Annotated in this window: 17 protein-coding genes; 7 read left to right on the forward strand and 10 right to left on the reverse strand. The window is 45.5% G+C overall.

Annotated features, from left to right (window positions below):
• Positions 1-30: 30 nt before the first annotated feature.
• Entirely contained in the window at positions 31-309 is a 279-nt protein-coding gene (locus IRJ16_RS07970; RefSeq protein ID WP_194111028.1) for a hypothetical protein, read from the reverse strand.
• Positions 310-431: 122 nt separating this feature from the next.
• Here IRJ16_RS07970 and IRJ16_RS07975 point away from each other — a divergent pair, with 122 nt between their 5' ends.
• The 6 genes from IRJ16_RS07975 (at position 432) to IRJ16_RS08000 (ending at position 5264) form a co-directional block, all read left to right on the forward strand.
• The gene (locus tag IRJ16_RS07975) at positions 432-1427 is read left to right on the forward strand and encodes a carboxypeptidase-like regulatory domain-containing protein (RefSeq protein WP_194111029.1); all 996 of its coding nucleotides are present in this window, start codon (positions 432-434) and stop codon (positions 1425-1427) included.
• 7 nt (positions 1428-1434) lie between these two features.
• On the forward strand, positions 1435-2328 hold the full coding sequence (locus IRJ16_RS07980) for a hypothetical protein (RefSeq protein ID WP_194111030.1): 894 nt from the start codon (positions 1435-1437) through the stop codon (positions 2326-2328).
• Between the two features lie 41 nt (positions 2329-2369).
• On the forward strand, positions 2370-3344 hold the full coding sequence (locus IRJ16_RS07985) for a carboxypeptidase-like regulatory domain-containing protein (protein WP_194111031.1): 975 nt from the start codon (positions 2370-2372) through the stop codon (positions 3342-3344).
• Positions 3293-4297 (forward strand): hypothetical protein, encoded by a 1005-nt coding sequence (locus IRJ16_RS07990; protein WP_194111032.1) that lies wholly within the window; start codon positions 3293-3295, stop codon positions 4295-4297. Before IRJ16_RS07985 ends, IRJ16_RS07990 begins: the two co-directional genes overlap by 52 nt.
• Positions 4298-4624: 327 nt before the next feature.
• Positions 4625-4945 (forward strand): DUF6686 family protein, encoded by a 321-nt coding sequence (locus tag IRJ16_RS07995; protein ID WP_194111033.1) that lies wholly within the window; start codon positions 4625-4627, stop codon positions 4943-4945.
• Between the two features lie 49 nt (positions 4946-4994).
• Complete coding sequence (locus tag IRJ16_RS08000) at positions 4995-5264, forward strand: (2Fe-2S) ferredoxin domain-containing protein (protein ID WP_194111034.1); 270 nt, start codon at positions 4995-4997, stop codon at positions 5262-5264.
• A gap of 4 nt (positions 5265-5268) precedes the next feature.
• Here the strand turns inward: IRJ16_RS08000 and IRJ16_RS08005 are convergent, their stop codons facing one another.
• From IRJ16_RS08005 to IRJ16_RS08035, 7 genes are all read right to left on the reverse strand, one after another.
• Positions 5269-5799: a ferritin gene (locus tag IRJ16_RS08005; RefSeq protein WP_194111035.1), complete on the reverse strand. Its 531-nt coding sequence runs from the start codon at positions 5797-5799 to the stop codon at positions 5269-5271.
• Positions 5800-5912: 113 nt separating this feature from the next.
• A complete protein-coding gene (locus IRJ16_RS08010; RefSeq protein ID WP_194111036.1) occupies positions 5913-6272 on the reverse strand; it encodes a hypothetical protein in 360 nt (119 codons plus the stop codon).
• A gap of 203 nt (positions 6273-6475) precedes the next feature.
• The gene (gene murI / locus IRJ16_RS08015) at positions 6476-7309 is read right to left on the reverse strand and encodes a glutamate racemase (protein WP_194111037.1); all 834 of its coding nucleotides are present in this window, start codon (positions 7307-7309) and stop codon (positions 6476-6478) included.
• Positions 7310-7375: 66 nt separating this feature from the next.
• Positions 7376-7921, reverse strand: coding sequence for an OmpH family outer membrane protein (locus IRJ16_RS08020; RefSeq protein ID WP_194111038.1), 546 nt, complete (start codon positions 7919-7921; stop codon positions 7376-7378).
• A gap of 51 nt (positions 7922-7972) precedes the next feature.
• Positions 7973-8503: an OmpH family outer membrane protein gene (locus IRJ16_RS08025; RefSeq protein ID WP_194111039.1), complete on the reverse strand. Its 531-nt coding sequence runs from the start codon at positions 8501-8503 to the stop codon at positions 7973-7975.
• A gap of 20 nt (positions 8504-8523) precedes the next feature.
• Positions 8524-11091 carry an outer membrane protein assembly factor BamA gene (gene bamA / locus IRJ16_RS08030; protein ID WP_194111040.1) on the reverse strand — a complete coding sequence of 856 codons (2568 nt, stop codon included), beginning with the start codon at positions 11089-11091 and terminating at the stop codon, positions 8524-8526.
• Between the two features lie 60 nt (positions 11092-11151).
• The gene (locus tag IRJ16_RS08035; protein ID WP_194111041.1) at positions 11152-11892 is read right to left on the reverse strand and encodes an isoprenyl transferase; all 741 of its coding nucleotides are present in this window, start codon (positions 11890-11892) and stop codon (positions 11152-11154) included.
• 261 nt (positions 11893-12153) lie between these two features.
• On the opposite strand from IRJ16_RS08035, the gene IRJ16_RS08040 reads away from it, so the two are divergent.
• Complete coding sequence (locus IRJ16_RS08040) at positions 12154-12300, forward strand: hypothetical protein (RefSeq protein ID WP_194111042.1); 147 nt, start codon at positions 12154-12156, stop codon at positions 12298-12300.
• Between the two features lie 2 nt (positions 12301-12302).
• Here the strand turns inward: IRJ16_RS08040 and IRJ16_RS08045 are convergent, their stop codons facing one another.
• Positions 12303-12824: an ExbD/TolR family protein gene (locus tag IRJ16_RS08045; RefSeq protein ID WP_194111043.1), complete on the reverse strand. Its 522-nt coding sequence runs from the start codon at positions 12822-12824 to the stop codon at positions 12303-12305.
• A 765-nt stretch (positions 12825-13589) separates the two neighbouring features.
• Complete coding sequence (gene porG, locus IRJ16_RS08050; RefSeq protein WP_194111044.1) at positions 13590-14423, reverse strand: type IX secretion system protein PorG; 834 nt, start codon at positions 14421-14423, stop codon at positions 13590-13592.
• Positions 14424-14459: the final 36 nt, after the last annotated feature.

Here is a 14459-nt window from a genome sequence, read left to right on the forward strand (position 1 = left end):
GGGACGTTTACGTCCGCTGATAAAATAATATCACCCTATCTGCGGTGGTTGCCAAATGGCCAACGTTACATCCTCGGCCAAGGGTTGCACGTAAACGGAATTGTGTTTAAGAATAGGCTCGGGAAAGAAGAACAGCGCATAAGCCAAGGGCTTACCCGGGACAAACCCAACACAACCATTGCAAGCGAAAAATGGCGGGCATCCGGCGCGATCATCCTGATCGGTCGGTGCGGAGTTCTCTACTTTGCCTATCCGTACATCGGCATCACAATTCGTATCGGTACAGCAGGGCTTTACCGAAAGCAGCATGATACAACAAATGAGGAAAAGGCAAAGGGCTTTCACGCCGGTAAAATTATAAAAACAGACATTAACGTTGGCTTAACTTTCAGTTTTTTTTCCTCTCTTTATAATATCAATTTAAACCTCGTATGCCTGCCTTGATCCATAAGCATCTTATTGCCTGCATTTTTGCGTTGCTGTTATTGCCTTGCGTATCATCGGCACAAAAAATATTTGAAGGGCAGGTGCTGGATAAAGAGACCGAGGCCACCATCCCCGGCGTTACCGTAATATTATTGAAAGAAAAAAAGGGTACGCAAACCAATAACCGCGGTTACTACAAACTGTTATCAACCGATACTATTGCTACCGACACTTTGCAGTTCACCTCGGTCGGTTATAAAACGCTTAAAATAGCAGTATCGGCTTATGAGCCTAACATGTTCGTGACGCTCGAGGTTGATGTTACCCAACTGAAGGGCGTTACCATTACCAATTCAAAGAAGAAGATCCCGCAGATACATTATTTTAGGATGGCCAACATCAAGACCAATGACCATAATAATCCTACGTTACCTTTCGATGCTCAATATATGTTCGCCGTGTTGGCCAAAGCAGAAAAAAAGCATAGCCGTATCACATCCTTAAAAGTAGGCCGGCGGGGGTTTAATGACCCGAACAGGCCTACCGGTTATGCCCAATTTTTATTACACATCCTATCGGTAGATGCCACTACCGGCAAACCCGGCCAAAAGATATACACCAAACAGGTAATCGTTGAAGACAACTCGATGATACTGGATATTGACGTTAGTGCCGACAACTGGGTAATGGATACCGATAACTTTTACATAGGGGTAGAATGGCAACGCACCCCCATCAATGAGCGGCTTGTTACGGGTATAGACGAGATCGTTTGGAAGACCACCGCTAAAGGTACGCAGCGCTTACAGGATGCGCCGACCTACCGCATGGTGTACCAACCCTCGCTGATCGCTTTTATTAACGGAAAAAAATATACTGCCTACTACATGAACACGCCCGGAAATTGGCAGCGGTATAATTTAAAGATCTCGTATATGGTGATGGGTACACCAGTGCCGTATGATACTCATATCGCGCTGTCTGCAACACTAACTTATTAAAACCGGCATGAAATATTTATACTTCATCATTCTGCTTTTTAACATTCCTGGGCTAAAAGCGCAAACGGTCACCAACAATTTCCGCATAGTAGATGCTGATACTAAGCGCCCCATCCCCTACGCTTCGGTATCGTTACCGCGTGCGAGTTTAGCGATGAATACCGAAGCGGATGGCTTGCTATCCATCCCCGGCGATCTGAGTAAGATGAATGATGTGTTAGTGATCACCGCGCAAAATTATACCCCATCGGTCAGTCCCTTAAATAAATTAAGCGGTATGGATACCATCCAGCTTAAAAAGTACCCTTATCGCCCTGTGAATATCCCGGTAAGTTCGACAGGGAAAGACTCCGTCCTTAATAAATTCACCTGGCAAGATGTAACTTACTTTGCCGGCGTGCACTCGCAACACGCGCGTTTTGAGTATTTGCAAATAGCCCAGCAATTTGATTCGCCTGCGCCCGGCGCTAAACTCAGCCAGATATTCTTTCGTCGTTTTGCAACATGGGGTACATACACCGAGAGAACCCGTTTCAGATTAAGATTTTATGACATAGATCCCGTTTATGGCACACCGGGAAAAGATCTTTGCCATGAAATTATAGAAGAGACCAATAAAGACGACCCAAGACTGACCGTTAATCTACAGAAGTATAACATCATCATCCCCGGTAAAAAGTTTTTTGTGGCAATAGAGTGGTTACGGACTTTTGAGAATGCCGGTTACGCGCCAAACCGGGCTGAACGGAACCTGGTGTATAAGCCAACCATAGGCATCCTGCCTTATAAAACCGATAAGCTAAATATCTGGGTACTTAACTATGCGCATCAGTGGAAACCGTTCACTTATTTCTCGCCTTATTACACGGATCTGGCCCTGTCGGCAACGGTGAAGTGGTGAGGAAGAAATTATTTACAAAGTTAACCAACCTTAACATTTTTATGCGACACCTGATATATTGCTTTCTCCTGATCATCGGCCCCGGCATAGCATCGGCACAAAAGATATTTGAAGGGCAGGTGGTTGATAAAGAGACCGAGGCTACTGTCCCCGGCGTTACCGTAAAGTTGTTAAAAGAGGGCAAGGGCACACAAACTAATAATCGCGGCTATTATAAGTTAATATCCGCCGATACCATTGCTAACGATTCGTTACATTTCACTTCTATTGGCTATAAAACTTTGCGCGTGCCGGTTACGGCCTATCAGCAGGGTATGTTTATAGAGCTGGAAGCATCTACAACAGAACTGAAGGGTGTGACCATCACTAAAAAAGCCCCACGCAAACCCGTGTTGAATAAATTCTCGCTGGCTAATATTAAGGAATACCGTTTCAAAAGTGCATATGGGAAATATGCGAACCGTACCTGGCCATTCCGCGCAAGAATAATGGTGGCTATGAAGATGAAAGCTAAACACAAGAACGTCAGAATATCTTCCATAAACATTGGGCGACGCGAATTTGACGAAAACTACTACCCCGACGGACAGCTAGCCTTGCCCGTCCCGCATACGCGATTCCTGGTGCATATCATGTCGAGAGATGAGCTAACCGGCCTGCCTGATCAAAAAATATATACCAAAGACATACGCCTGAGCGATAACTCGCAAATGGTGATCATAGATGTAAGCCAGGATAATTGGACCGTGGCGGGCGATACATTTTTTGTGGCGGTAGAGTGGTTAAGGATACCTATAAATCAAGTATTACAATTAGATGCCGATCTTACCGTAAGCAAAACCACCCGATCAGGCGAGCAAAAGCTTGGCGAAGCACCCACTTATCACATTTTGTATCAACCAGCCATCACCATTATGGATACCAAAGTAAAGTACGAAGGTTATAAGATGAACGAACCCGGGATATGGCAGTATATTACTTCCCCTTTAGCGATATCAGCAACTATAATGGACTAATGATGATCAAATACCTTACCTTTTTTGCATTGATGGGTTGGGGCCTAACCTCATTAGCTCAAATCAAAATGAATAACTTCCGCATTGTAGATGCGGAGACCAAGCTACCCATCCCCTACGTGTCGATATCCCTATCACGCGCCAATGTGGCCATGAATACCGAACAAGACGGTCTGCTCTCCATCCCCGGCGACCTGGCCACCTTTAGGGATACCGTATTTATTGCCGCGCAAAACTACCTGATCATCAAAGCGCCGATACGTAGCCTGAACGGACTTGATACGATACGACTAAGGAAGTCGGCTTACCGGCCGCCCCTGATCACACCAAGCAACACCGGCACCGACACGGTACTGAACAAATTTAACTGGCGCGATGTATGCTTTTTCGCCGGCGTACATACCGAGAACGCCCGCTTTAGCTATCTGCAAATGGCACAGGAGTTTGATGTACCCGTACAAGGTGCTACCTTAAAACAAATATCCATTTGCCGTTTAGCACACATGGGGCTTGTCCGTATGTCGGCAGACGGCGATGTCATCATCATGAACCAGGAAAAATACGTGCAACTGGAACTCACTAAATTCAGACTCAGGTTTTACGACGTAGACCCGCGCACCGGCGGACCGGGAAGGGATATCTACACCAAGGTGGTAGAGGTAAGCAATAAAGATGACCGGAACCTCAAGATCAACCTTAAAGAATACAGCATCATCATCCCCGGCAAAAAGTTTTTTGTGGCGGTAGAGTGGCTACGCACTTTTGACAACGCGGGATATGCCGAATACCGATCCGAACAGAACCTGATCTATAAACCTACCCTTGGCATGCTCCCCTACGCTACCGGCAAATTAAAGATATGGGGATTGACCTACGGGCATAAATGGCAACCCTACACTTATTATTCACCCGATTGGACAGATCTGGCCATATCGGCAACCGTGAAGTGGTGATTCATAGCTAACTATTACTCACAAAGCGCACAAACTCTTACACCGTTAGCAAAGCTTTGTGTTCTTTGTGTTTCTTTCTCTGTGCCATTTGTGGTTAATCTCCCGCCAACATCACCCTTATCAAGTGCAAAATAAAATTTCCTTATTTTTATTTGGATTTATTCTAAATAAGAACGTTCTTTGTCAGCATATCATGCATCTGCCTCTTTAGTTGTTTGTTCCATTTTTTTGACGGCATGATATACCCCAAGATCTGCTTGCTCGTGTGGTTTGGTTATCCACACGGGCGGCGCAGGCACCAACAGAACCGCTTAATACCTCGGCCCTATGTGCGATACCCACACCTTAAGTTTTAAAGGAAAGACCATCATTAGTCAGTGTAAGGAATGTAACATCATCAATATCTGGCACGATAACCTGCTGCTTTGTTTCTCGCCCCCGCAATTTAAAGCCTTTAAAGATTTCACTGCCGAGTTGGACCAAGCCGAACGCTCCTACTCATTCCCCGACGGCGAGGAACGCCTGATCTTGTGTACGCCAAACCGAGATATCAACTTTGCCTTCACGATGGACGAATGGGTGAATTTTAACGACGCCATGGACGAGGCACTGTACATGCAGGAAGTTTATCAACTGATAAAACAGTAAAGCCTTGCTTGCGTTTTTTATCTACCTTTGATATCCAGATAAAAACGCCATGGGCAAATTCACTATACCAGACTATACCGTTTACCTATGTACCGGCAGCAAATGCGCTAAACGCGGCGGGAAAGACGCGTATAAAATGGCTAAGTCCTTTGTTAAACACTTGCCGGGCGGCAAGGATATTGAATTGATCAGGACAGAATGTACCGACCGCTGCGACTATGCCCCGGTATGTACAATTCAGCCAGGCAATGCCTGGCTGAAAGAATATCGAACTAAAGACCTGTTAGGGGCTTTAGAAAAATTGACCGCTAAAGAATAGTGGCTTAAGCTTCCGAGTCGTATTTGATACCGCCTACGTGCTTGTCTATCTGCCAGCGGCCAGTACCTTCTTCGCCGATCACCTCGAACAATTCCAAAGCGCGACGTGCTTTGTATTCCTCTTCGCGTTGCTCTTTCAAGAACCAGTTCAGGAATTCCATGGTAACAAAATCTTGAGTTGACAAACAACGCGCGTAGATATTGCTGATCGAGCGGGTCACGCTGATCTCCTGATCCAAAGCCTCCTCAAAGACCTCGCGGAAAGAGTTGTACTCTTGTTTAATGTCGGTCACATCCGGCGAGATAGCGTTGCCGCCCATATCGAGGATGTATTTGTAAAACTTCAGTTGGTGTTGTCTTTCCTCTTCAGCTTGTTTAAAAAAGTATTCGGAAGAATAATCATAACCATTACGGTTACACCACGATGCCATTGATAAATATATAGAAGATGAGTGTGCTTCTTTTTTAACCTGTTGGTTTAAAAGGCTCTCAATTTCGGTCGATATAAGTGACTTGATACGAAGAAGATCTTTCATATTATTATTGAATTATATAGTCGAGCGTAATGTCTCACTATTTCTTATGCAAAAGTGATGCAAAGAATCAATAAACAAGAAAGTAAGTACAATATGAAATGAGTCTAAATATACTAAGCGTAAGCGCGATACAGGCGGTTGTGAATGATCTGGTTAAGTTCCAACATCACAAATGCGCCTTCCAGCAAGTCCTTTATGGCGATCACCTGTAGCAAACTAAGTACATAGCAGTGTTCTGAAGCGCAGATAAAAATGATCTCGACATCGGGGCCGTGGGCACCTTCTAACAGGCGTTGTTCAATATCGATAGCGTAAACAGCCTTGCGCAGCTTCATCAAGTTGCGGTGATCAAAGCTGGCCGTACGACCTGCAAATTCAACCAGCCAACGGCGCTGTGCATCGTCCTGTTGTACACAACCATGTTTGGTTGCAAATACTTCTGAAACTTGTGGGAGAGTTGCTGTTACGGTCATCACTATTATCGATACAAATATCGAATTTGTTTATAATTAATCCAAATAGTATTTTGAATTAATCTAAATAGGACTGGTCTTTATTAGCCACAAAGGTTTTCACAAAGGAAACAACGCTCTTATAACTCAATAAAGCCTTTGTGTAGTTTGTGCTACTCGGCAGGGAATTCTTTGTGTCCTTTAGTGGTTTAATGATAAAGAGATTACTTCATCGACACATATTCCGACCTTACCTCCGCTCTAAAGAACAACGACGCATGATGATCAAAATCGTCAGTATCATCTGTAGTGGTATAAAAGCGTTGGGTATCGCCTTTACTTAACTTAGTCTCCATCTCGGGGTGACGGTTAAGATAATCCACCAAACTATCGGCCACAATATCGCCTTGGGCAACCACCTTAATGTTGGGTGATAATTGAGATACGATCTGATCCTGCAGCAACGGGTAATGCGTACAGGCCAGCAACAACGTATCAATATCAGCCGAGTTGGCCATTACCTGATCCAAATATAGCTTTACAAAATACTCTGCGCCGGGTTTATCGTACTCACCGTTCTCGATCAATGGCACCCATAGTGGGCAGGCTTGTTGATGAACTTTAAGGTCGGGGAAGAAATGTTCGATCTCTATCGGGTACGAGCCTGATCTGACCGTTCCAACGGTGCCTAACACGCCTATCTCTCCGGTTTGGCTGTAGTTGCCTATTACCTCGGCAGTGGGGCGTATAACGCCTAAAACGCGCTTGGTTTGGTCGGGGTCGTTCAGCAGGTCTCGTTGCTGGATGGTGCGCAGAGCCTTGGCCGATGCGGTGTTGCAGGCTAATATCACCAGCGGACATCCACGGGCAAACATCCACTGCACGCACTCCCAGGTGTATTGATGAATGGTTTGGAACGACCGGTTGCCGTAAGGGGCACGGGCGTTGTCGCCAAAGTAGATATAGTCATAACCGGGCAAGCGCTCTAATATAGAACGGAAGACGGTCAACCCGCCGTAGCCCGAATCGAATATACCTATAGGATGCTTTGCCGACATGCTGTAAAACTAAAAAAAGCGCCCGATATAGGGCGCTTTTGGTTAGATATTTTAAGATACCCTGACTTATTTCTTTGGAGCTGCAACAGCCGCAGGAGCAACACCACCGGCAACTTTAGCTTTAACTGATGCCATCAGGTCATCTGCTTCCGGGGACACCAAAAGTTCGGTCTGTGAAGAGTCGATCACGTAAGCGTAACCTTTTTCTTTAGCGATCTGAGCAATAGCTGCCCTCATTTTATCAACAAGTGGTTTGTACAACTCGTTAGACTTTGCAGTAACTCTTTCTTGCGCGTCTTTAGTAAATGCTTGCAGGTTGTTATTGATCTGGTTTAATTCGGTTTCGGCTTTCAGACGAGCAGCATCGGTCATATCTTTCCTTTTTGCTTCGTAATCCGTGCCTTTGGTCTGCAACTCTGTTTGCATCTCTTGCTGCTTGGTGATAAAGTCTTTTTGGTAAGCATCAATATTGGCCTGTATACCTTTAAATTGAGGGTCGCCCATAACCAACTGCTGGAAGTTGACATGACCAATTTTAGTTTGTGCGTTAGCAAAGCCCGTCATCATCAATACAAATGCAGCTGCTAAAGCGCTTTTCAATAGTTTTTTCATTTTGGTGTTCTACTTGTTCTTTGTTTTAAATATATGCTGTTATTATCGTAATTACTTGGCAAATACGCCGGGTTTAAGGCCCAGTTGCGTTATCACTAAACCACTTTTATCATAACGTGGATTAGCGTATAACATTATCAGTTCGCTGTTCTTATCAAAAATAAAGTCGTAGCTCTCTGTTTCGGCTACACGCTGTATCGCTTTGGCAACGCGCTCCTGTATCGGCTTAACCAAAATAGTGCTGCGCTGGGCCAACTCGCCATCGGGGCCAAATTTTTGGCGCTGAAAGTCTTTAGCTGCCTTCTCTTTATCAACGATCTCGGCCTCGCGGCGTTTTTTCATTTCGGCGGTCATCAGCACCTGGTCGGCCTGGTAGGCTTTGTACAAGCGGTCTATCTCGGCAAACTTGCCATCCACCTCTTTTTGCCATTGCTCAGACTGCACGCTTAATTGCTTTTGTGCTGAAGCATATTCGGGTATATGTTTCAGGATATATTCCGAATCGGCAAAAGCTATACGCTGTGCCATGGCCGCACCAAAAGCGCTTAACGTTAAAGCGAGAGTTAAAATTACCTTTTTCATATCACCTGTCATCAAAATTATTAATTAAATCCGCCGGTCATGCTTTGCGATATCGAGAAGTGGAACTGGCCACCACTCGCGTCAGGTATACCCGGGATCTTGTCGAAACCGTAACCATAATCCAAACCAAGCAAGCCAAATATAGGTAAAAAGATACGTACACCCGCACCTACCGAACGCCTAACCTGGAACGGATTGTACTGGTTAAAGCTATTCCAGGTGTTACCACCCTCGGCAAAGCTCAGTAAAAATATCGTTGCCGATTGGCCTGTCATTACCGGGTAACGCAACTCCATGGTGTATTTGCTGTACACCGGGCTACCCGGGTTGGTGTTAGCATCGTAATTAGACCCTACCGGTACGATAGAGAAGTTGCGGTAACCACGCATACCAATTATCTCTGACCCTTGCAGGAACTGGAAGCTTTGCATACCGTCGCCACCCAGCTTAAAGCGCTCGAATGGTGATTGGCCTACCGCGTTGTTATATGAACCCAGGAAACCAAAACGGGTTTGCGACATCAGCACCAGCTTGCCCGCTATACGGGTGAACCATTGCGCATCAAATTTCCATTTGTGGTACTCCACAAACTTATAACGCTCGGCAGGGGTAGCTATTTTATAGTTGGTATTATTAAATAACGAGTATGGCGGTGTAACCTGTACCGCGAACCTTAAGTTAGACCCCTGTGTAGGGAAGATAGGCTGGTCTAACGAGTTACGGCTTAACTCCTGCGTTAATTTGATGTTATAAGATGTACCGTTGCTGAACAGGTAACCGCTAAAGTTATCCAGTTTGTAGTGGTCGAAGTTCAATGAGTAGTTCAGTTGGAAATAGTTATCCGGGAAACGTAAACGCTTACCCAAAGTTACACCCACACCGTTAATACGCAGGTAGTTGTAGTACGGGCTGCTCTTATCATAAAAATACCCTGTCGAACTTAACTGTGTGTATGCGCTCAAAGCAAAGTAGATCGGCTTTTTACCGCCCAACCATGGCTCAGAGAAAGTGAACGAGTAGTTTTGGTAGTTCTTACCGTTGGCCTGTCCACGCAAGCTTAACTTCTGACCATCGCCTTTTGGCAGTGGCTTGTAAGCCTTGGGATTAAATATATTTTTTAACGAGAAATTATTGAACGTTAAACCCAAGGTACCCACCAATTGGTTACCACCAAAACCACCCGAAAGCTCGATCTGGTCAGATGGTTTCTCAACCACGCTGTAAAGGATATCTACTGTACCATCCTGTTGATTGATGTTGATCGGTTTTGGCTCTATCTTGGTCTCGTCGAAGTTGCCCAATTGCGATATCTCGCGGGTACTCCTCACAATGGCCGATTTAGAGAATTTCTGTCCAGGTTTGGTCGAAAGTTCGCGACGTACTACCTTATCATTAGTAACATCATTACCTTTTAATATCACGCGGTTGATGGTGTATTGCGGGCCCTCATACATCCGGATATCGATATCGATGGTATCGTTATAGATTCGGGTCTGTACCGGGTCGGCGGTGTAGGTCAGGTATCCATCGTCAAGGTAAAGCGAGCTAACGTCGTCGCTGTTTTGGGTCGGGCCGCTCAGGCGTTTGTTCAACTCCTCTTCGCTAAATACGCTGCCTTTTTTTATACGCAGGATCTTGGCCAGATCGGCGCTGGTATAACGCGCGTTACCCGAGAATTTGATATCGCCGAAGTAGTATTTACGGCCTTCGAATAATTTGATCTTTACGTTTACGGTCTTTTCGTCGTGCGCCCAAACCGAGTCGGACAGGATCTGCGCATCGCGATAACCGGCTGCCTGCATTTTATCCAGCAGGTTCTGCTTATCTTCTTCAAACTTATCCTGCTTGAATTTTTTAGAACCGAACACGTTGTAGAACTTACGCTCACGGGTATCTTTCAGATACTTTTTCAACTTGGCGTTACTAAATACCTGGTTACCCTCAAAAATAACGCTATTGATCTTCACCTTTTGCTTTTTATCAACAGCTACATCCAATATCATGTTATTGGCGTCTCCGGGATCCGGCTTTTGGGTGATGGTTACCGTGGTGTTCAGGAAACCTTTTTCGGCAAAGTGCTTTTTAATGATGGCGGTTACCGTGTTGTATAAGTTCTGGTTAACGATCTTACCTGTTTTATCGTTCAGCTTTTTCTGGATATCCTCTATCTCCCCTTTTTTAATGCCAACAAGATGCAGGCGCGAAAGGCGCGGGCGCTCTTGTATGGCTATCTCCAGATAAACGGTATCTAAGCTGATCTTGGTGACATTAAGTTTAACATCCTCAAAAAGGCCCTGATCCCAAAGATCCTTGATCACCTTGCCCGATGCCTCGCCCGGCAGCATGATCATATCGCCTTTAATTAATTTTGATATCTGGATGAGTACTTCTTTATCAAGATACTTAGCGCCGCTAACGGTAACATCGCCAATAATGTATTGCTTTGGATTAAGGTAACTTAAACTATCTGAAGGAAGCTGCTGCTGCTGCTGCATGCCATTGTTAAAGCGGGTGGTTGCACCCGGTATCTGAGCCATGGCAGCTGCGCTTAGCACCGAAAAAAGAATTGCGAAAATGTATTTATTCATCCGAATATTTTGATGGCTAAAAATAGTTTTTACAGTTGTTAAAAAGTGTTAAAAGTAAAATTAGTTAACCTGCTCGCTGGTTTTGCCGAAACGGCGTTCGCGTTGCTGGTAATCTAAGATCGCTTCGTAGAGATCCTCGCGGCGGAAATCGGGCCACAATTTTGAAGTAAAGTATAGTTCGGCATAAGCGATCTGCCAAAGCAAATAGTTGCTGATGCGGTATTCGCCACTGGTGCGGATCAATAGTTCGGGATCGGGTATATCAGCGGTGTATAAGTTATTGCCAAAAACGTCGTCGTTAATGTCCTCTACTTTCAACTCGCCGGCCAATACTTTGGCGGCAATGCTTTTGGTAGCGTGCACGATCTCGCGGCGCGAACCATAGCTCAGGGCCAGCACCAACGTCAGGCCGGTATTACCCGATGTTTTTTCGATAGCGCCGGTAAGTTCTTTGTAGCACTTTTTGGGCAGCATCTCCAGATCGCCAATGGCTTTTAACCGAACGTTATTGTTCATCAGCTTTTTGATCTCTTTATTAATGGTGCTTACCAACAGTTCCATAATGGCGTTCACCTCTAAGGTAGGGCGGTTCCAGTTCTCGGCGCTGAAAGTGTATAACGTAAGGTATTTAACACCCAATTCGCCGGCACCTTCTACCACATCGCTAACCGATACCACACCATTGTGATGACCGAATACCCGTAATTTGCCTTTGCTTTTTGCCCAGCGGCCGTTACCATCCATAATTATGGCAACGTGCTTAGGTAATCTTGATAAGTCTATCTGATCTTTGTATCCCATGCTACTGACGACTCCATGCCGGGATCATATTTGCCGGACCAACTAATTTTAATGACACTTTTGTTAATGTTGTCCCCGTAACTCGTTTAAGCAATATCAGGGGTTTTAACTGATATTTAGGCCAATGCGGCCCAAAATTTCAGGGGACAAAGGTAAAACTAAGTTTCAATTTATTTATTATATGGCCTAAAAGAAAATTAACATTAATTAACAAGGTGTGGGAAAGATGTTCAGGGCGGTATTTAAACCTAACGGGGTGTCATGGTGAGCATAGTCGAACCGTGGTGGGCAGGCCTCTGCGCTCCACCCTTCGACTATGCTCAGGGTGACAACGTTTTAGAAGCTAAGACCAATTGCCATCCGCGCCTGTGCCGGGCGGCGGACGGCGTTTTGATCAAACTGAACTGAACTTAGAAAAGGTTTTTGGCCTTAAGCAGGTCGATATCCTGCGGCGATATATCGACTACGGCGTAGCGGTTGGTGCGGGTGATATTTAATTCATCAATGGTGTTGACCAGGTTATGGTATAGCGATTTTTCGCTCGGTTTGATCACTACGATCATGTCTTTACCGGTCTCTTGTTTGATCTTGGCGGCAGTGGTCAGCAAGGTGCGGCGCAGGCCTTCCCTATCGTACCCAACAACAGATGGCGCATCTATCGGCTTATCAACTTCGCCGCGATAGAAGACCAGCTGATCATCTTTACCCAGACAAAGCGTCACCGTTTGCGATGCCCGCAAACTCATACGGTCCGGTCCATCGTCGGGCATGGTCATGTCCATTGATCTTGGTTTGCTCAGCGTAGTGGTCAGCATAAAGAAAGTGACCAATAGGAAAGCCAGATCCACCATAGCGGTAAGATCTGCACGAGTACTGTGTTTTTTGCGGTTGCTGCCGGCGCTGTTAGCGGGGGCTTGGTTCAATTCGGCCATGACAGTGAAGTTTAAAGGTCAATAATGGTTGGCGATGGGTTGATCATCACCCCGGTTAATTATCTACTTAACGATACTAATATACGGCTTATTATGATCAAACTAAATAATTAGTGAATAAACTAATTATTTAATTAAACAACTGATATAATTGCTTTCACCAATAATTGAGCATATAGGAAAGCAGGACCAATTAACCTGTCATACAGAGTTTTCCGCTCTCAGAAACCTTGAAGGTGAAATGACAAGCCTACGTTTCCCCGCTTGAGCCTATCGTGTGGACACATCATTTTAGATGAGAAAATTTCCTTGTCCCAGCGGGACTACCTGTTTGTAGCAGTGTAAAACCAGTTTGAAAATGCCTCGTAGAGGCTACCCTTATTCCAATTGCACGTCCCATATGCATATTTTAGAAGGGTAGCACGTCCGGCGCATTACCTTTTGTCAATTTTTTCTACAAACAGATAGCCCTTACAGGGCAAAAAAAGATGTGTCCACACGATAGCGCTTGAGCGGGGAAGCACTGAACGAACATTGAGCAAGACCTTTCATAGGGGTGTGTCCTTTCGCAAACCTTGCAACTAAAGGACACACCCCTGACCCCGCTCGAGCGGGGAAGCGAAAATTTAATGCATTTCGATAACATATTTAGGGTATCAACGAAGAGCCTTCGCTACAATGCAATGCGGGCCATACATGCCGATATGCGTAATGGTGAAGGTCCTTCGTTCCTTAGGATGACACTGTTCTATTTGGCAACTATGCCTAATAATAACAATTAGCAGTCAAAAAAGTAAAGGATACCGAAAACCCGACGAACATATAGATATCGTTGCGGGTATTATCCCCACGCATGCTGCCGGGCACGCCAATGTAGCTGCCGGTACGCTCGCCCGAGCGATCTGACAAGGCCGACTCTAACGGCGATAGGCCAATACGGTTACGGTAAACCGTGCTTACGTCGTCCAAATAGTCGGACTTTACGTAGCGATAGCCCAGATTGGCCATGATATTCCACGAACTGGAGAAGTTATATTTTAGACCCACACCGTAGGGGATCACCAGCGTGGATGCTTTGTAGGCGACACCTTCGGTGGTATAGTCGCGCAAGTTGTATTCAGCGCCTTGATAAGTTGTGGTCGGTTTAAAGTTGGCTATACCGGCACCAAAAAAGATGTAGGGCGAAAAATGGTTAAAAGCTGCGCCCGGGGTATATCTCATAAAGTTCACGTCCAGTTGCAAGGTCAGCTCATTTAAAGGCGTGCGGAAACTCAGGTTACGTTGGCGCGATTGCTCGTTGTTGGATAAACTATCCGCCCCACTGATCTCGGCCAGGGCAAAATTCAACTTGGCTGATAAATGTGGCGTGAAGTTACGCTGTACAAAAATGCCACCCGCTAAGCCGCTTGGTTTTAGCGGATGGGTCTGGTTCATTTCGCCAATGTACCCCGCCCCGCCTGCCGAAAAGCCTCCCTCCCAGGTTTGGGCGTTTACGCTTGAAGTGAAAATTAATAAGTAAAAAGTAAAAAGCAGGTAACGACAAGCCGTCGACGACTTCGTTTTAGATACGACATTAATGAGTAGACCTTTTGCTCCCATGCACCTTTTACCTTTAACCTTTCGCCTCTGACCTTC

The sequence above is a fragment of the Mucilaginibacter myungsuensis genome (assembly GCF_015222005.1).
In the GTDB taxonomy this organism is placed as follows: Bacteria; Bacteroidota; Bacteroidia; order Sphingobacteriales; family Sphingobacteriaceae; genus Mucilaginibacter; species Mucilaginibacter myungsuensis.

Coding starts and splice junctions, on each gene's coding strand:
- IRJ16_RS07970 (WP_194111028.1), bottom strand. CDS start 309: ATGCTGCTTTCGGTAAAGCCCTGCTGTACCGATACGAATTGTGATGCC.
- IRJ16_RS07975 (WP_194111029.1), top strand. CDS start 432: ATGCCTGCCTTGATCCATAAGCATCTTATTGCCTGCATTTTTGCGTTG.
- IRJ16_RS07980 (WP_194111030.1), top strand. CDS start 1,435: ATGAAATATTTATACTTCATCATTCTGCTTTTTAACATTCCTGGGCTA.
- IRJ16_RS07985 (WP_194111031.1), top strand. CDS start 2,370: ATGCGACACCTGATATATTGCTTTCTCCTGATCATCGGCCCCGGCATA.
- IRJ16_RS07990 (WP_194111032.1), top strand. CDS start 3,293: ATGGCAGTATATTACTTCCCCTTTAGCGATATCAGCAACTATAATGGA.
- IRJ16_RS07995 (WP_194111033.1), top strand. CDS start 4,625: ATGTGCGATACCCACACCTTAAGTTTTAAAGGAAAGACCATCATTAGT.
- IRJ16_RS08000 (WP_194111034.1), top strand. CDS start 4,995: ATGGGCAAATTCACTATACCAGACTATACCGTTTACCTATGTACCGGC.
- IRJ16_RS08005 (WP_194111035.1), bottom strand. CDS start 5,799: ATGAAAGATCTTCTTCGTATCAAGTCACTTATATCGACCGAAATTGAG.
- IRJ16_RS08010 (WP_194111036.1), bottom strand. CDS start 6,272: ATGACCGTAACAGCAACTCTCCCACAAGTTTCAGAAGTATTTGCAACC.
- murI (WP_194111037.1), bottom strand. CDS start 7,309: ATGTCGGCAAAGCATCCTATAGGTATATTCGATTCGGGCTACGGCGGG.
- IRJ16_RS08020 (WP_194111038.1), bottom strand. CDS start 7,921: ATGAAAAAACTATTGAAAAGCGCTTTAGCAGCTGCATTTGTATTGATG.
- IRJ16_RS08025 (WP_194111039.1), bottom strand. CDS start 8,503: ATGAAAAAGGTAATTTTAACTCTCGCTTTAACGTTAAGCGCTTTTGGT.
- bamA (WP_194111040.1), bottom strand. CDS start 11,091: ATGAATAAATACATTTTCGCAATTCTTTTTTCGGTGCTAAGCGCAGCT.
- IRJ16_RS08035 (WP_194111041.1), bottom strand. CDS start 11,892: ATGGGATACAAAGATCAGATAGACTTATCAAGATTACCTAAGCACGTT.
- IRJ16_RS08040 (WP_194111042.1), top strand. CDS start 12,154: ATGGTGAGCATAGTCGAACCGTGGTGGGCAGGCCTCTGCGCTCCACCC.
- IRJ16_RS08045 (WP_194111043.1), bottom strand. CDS start 12,824: ATGGCCGAATTGAACCAAGCCCCCGCTAACAGCGCCGGCAGCAACCGC.
- porG (WP_194111044.1), bottom strand. CDS start 14,423: ATGGGAGCAAAAGGTCTACTCATTAATGTCGTATCTAAAACGAAGTCG.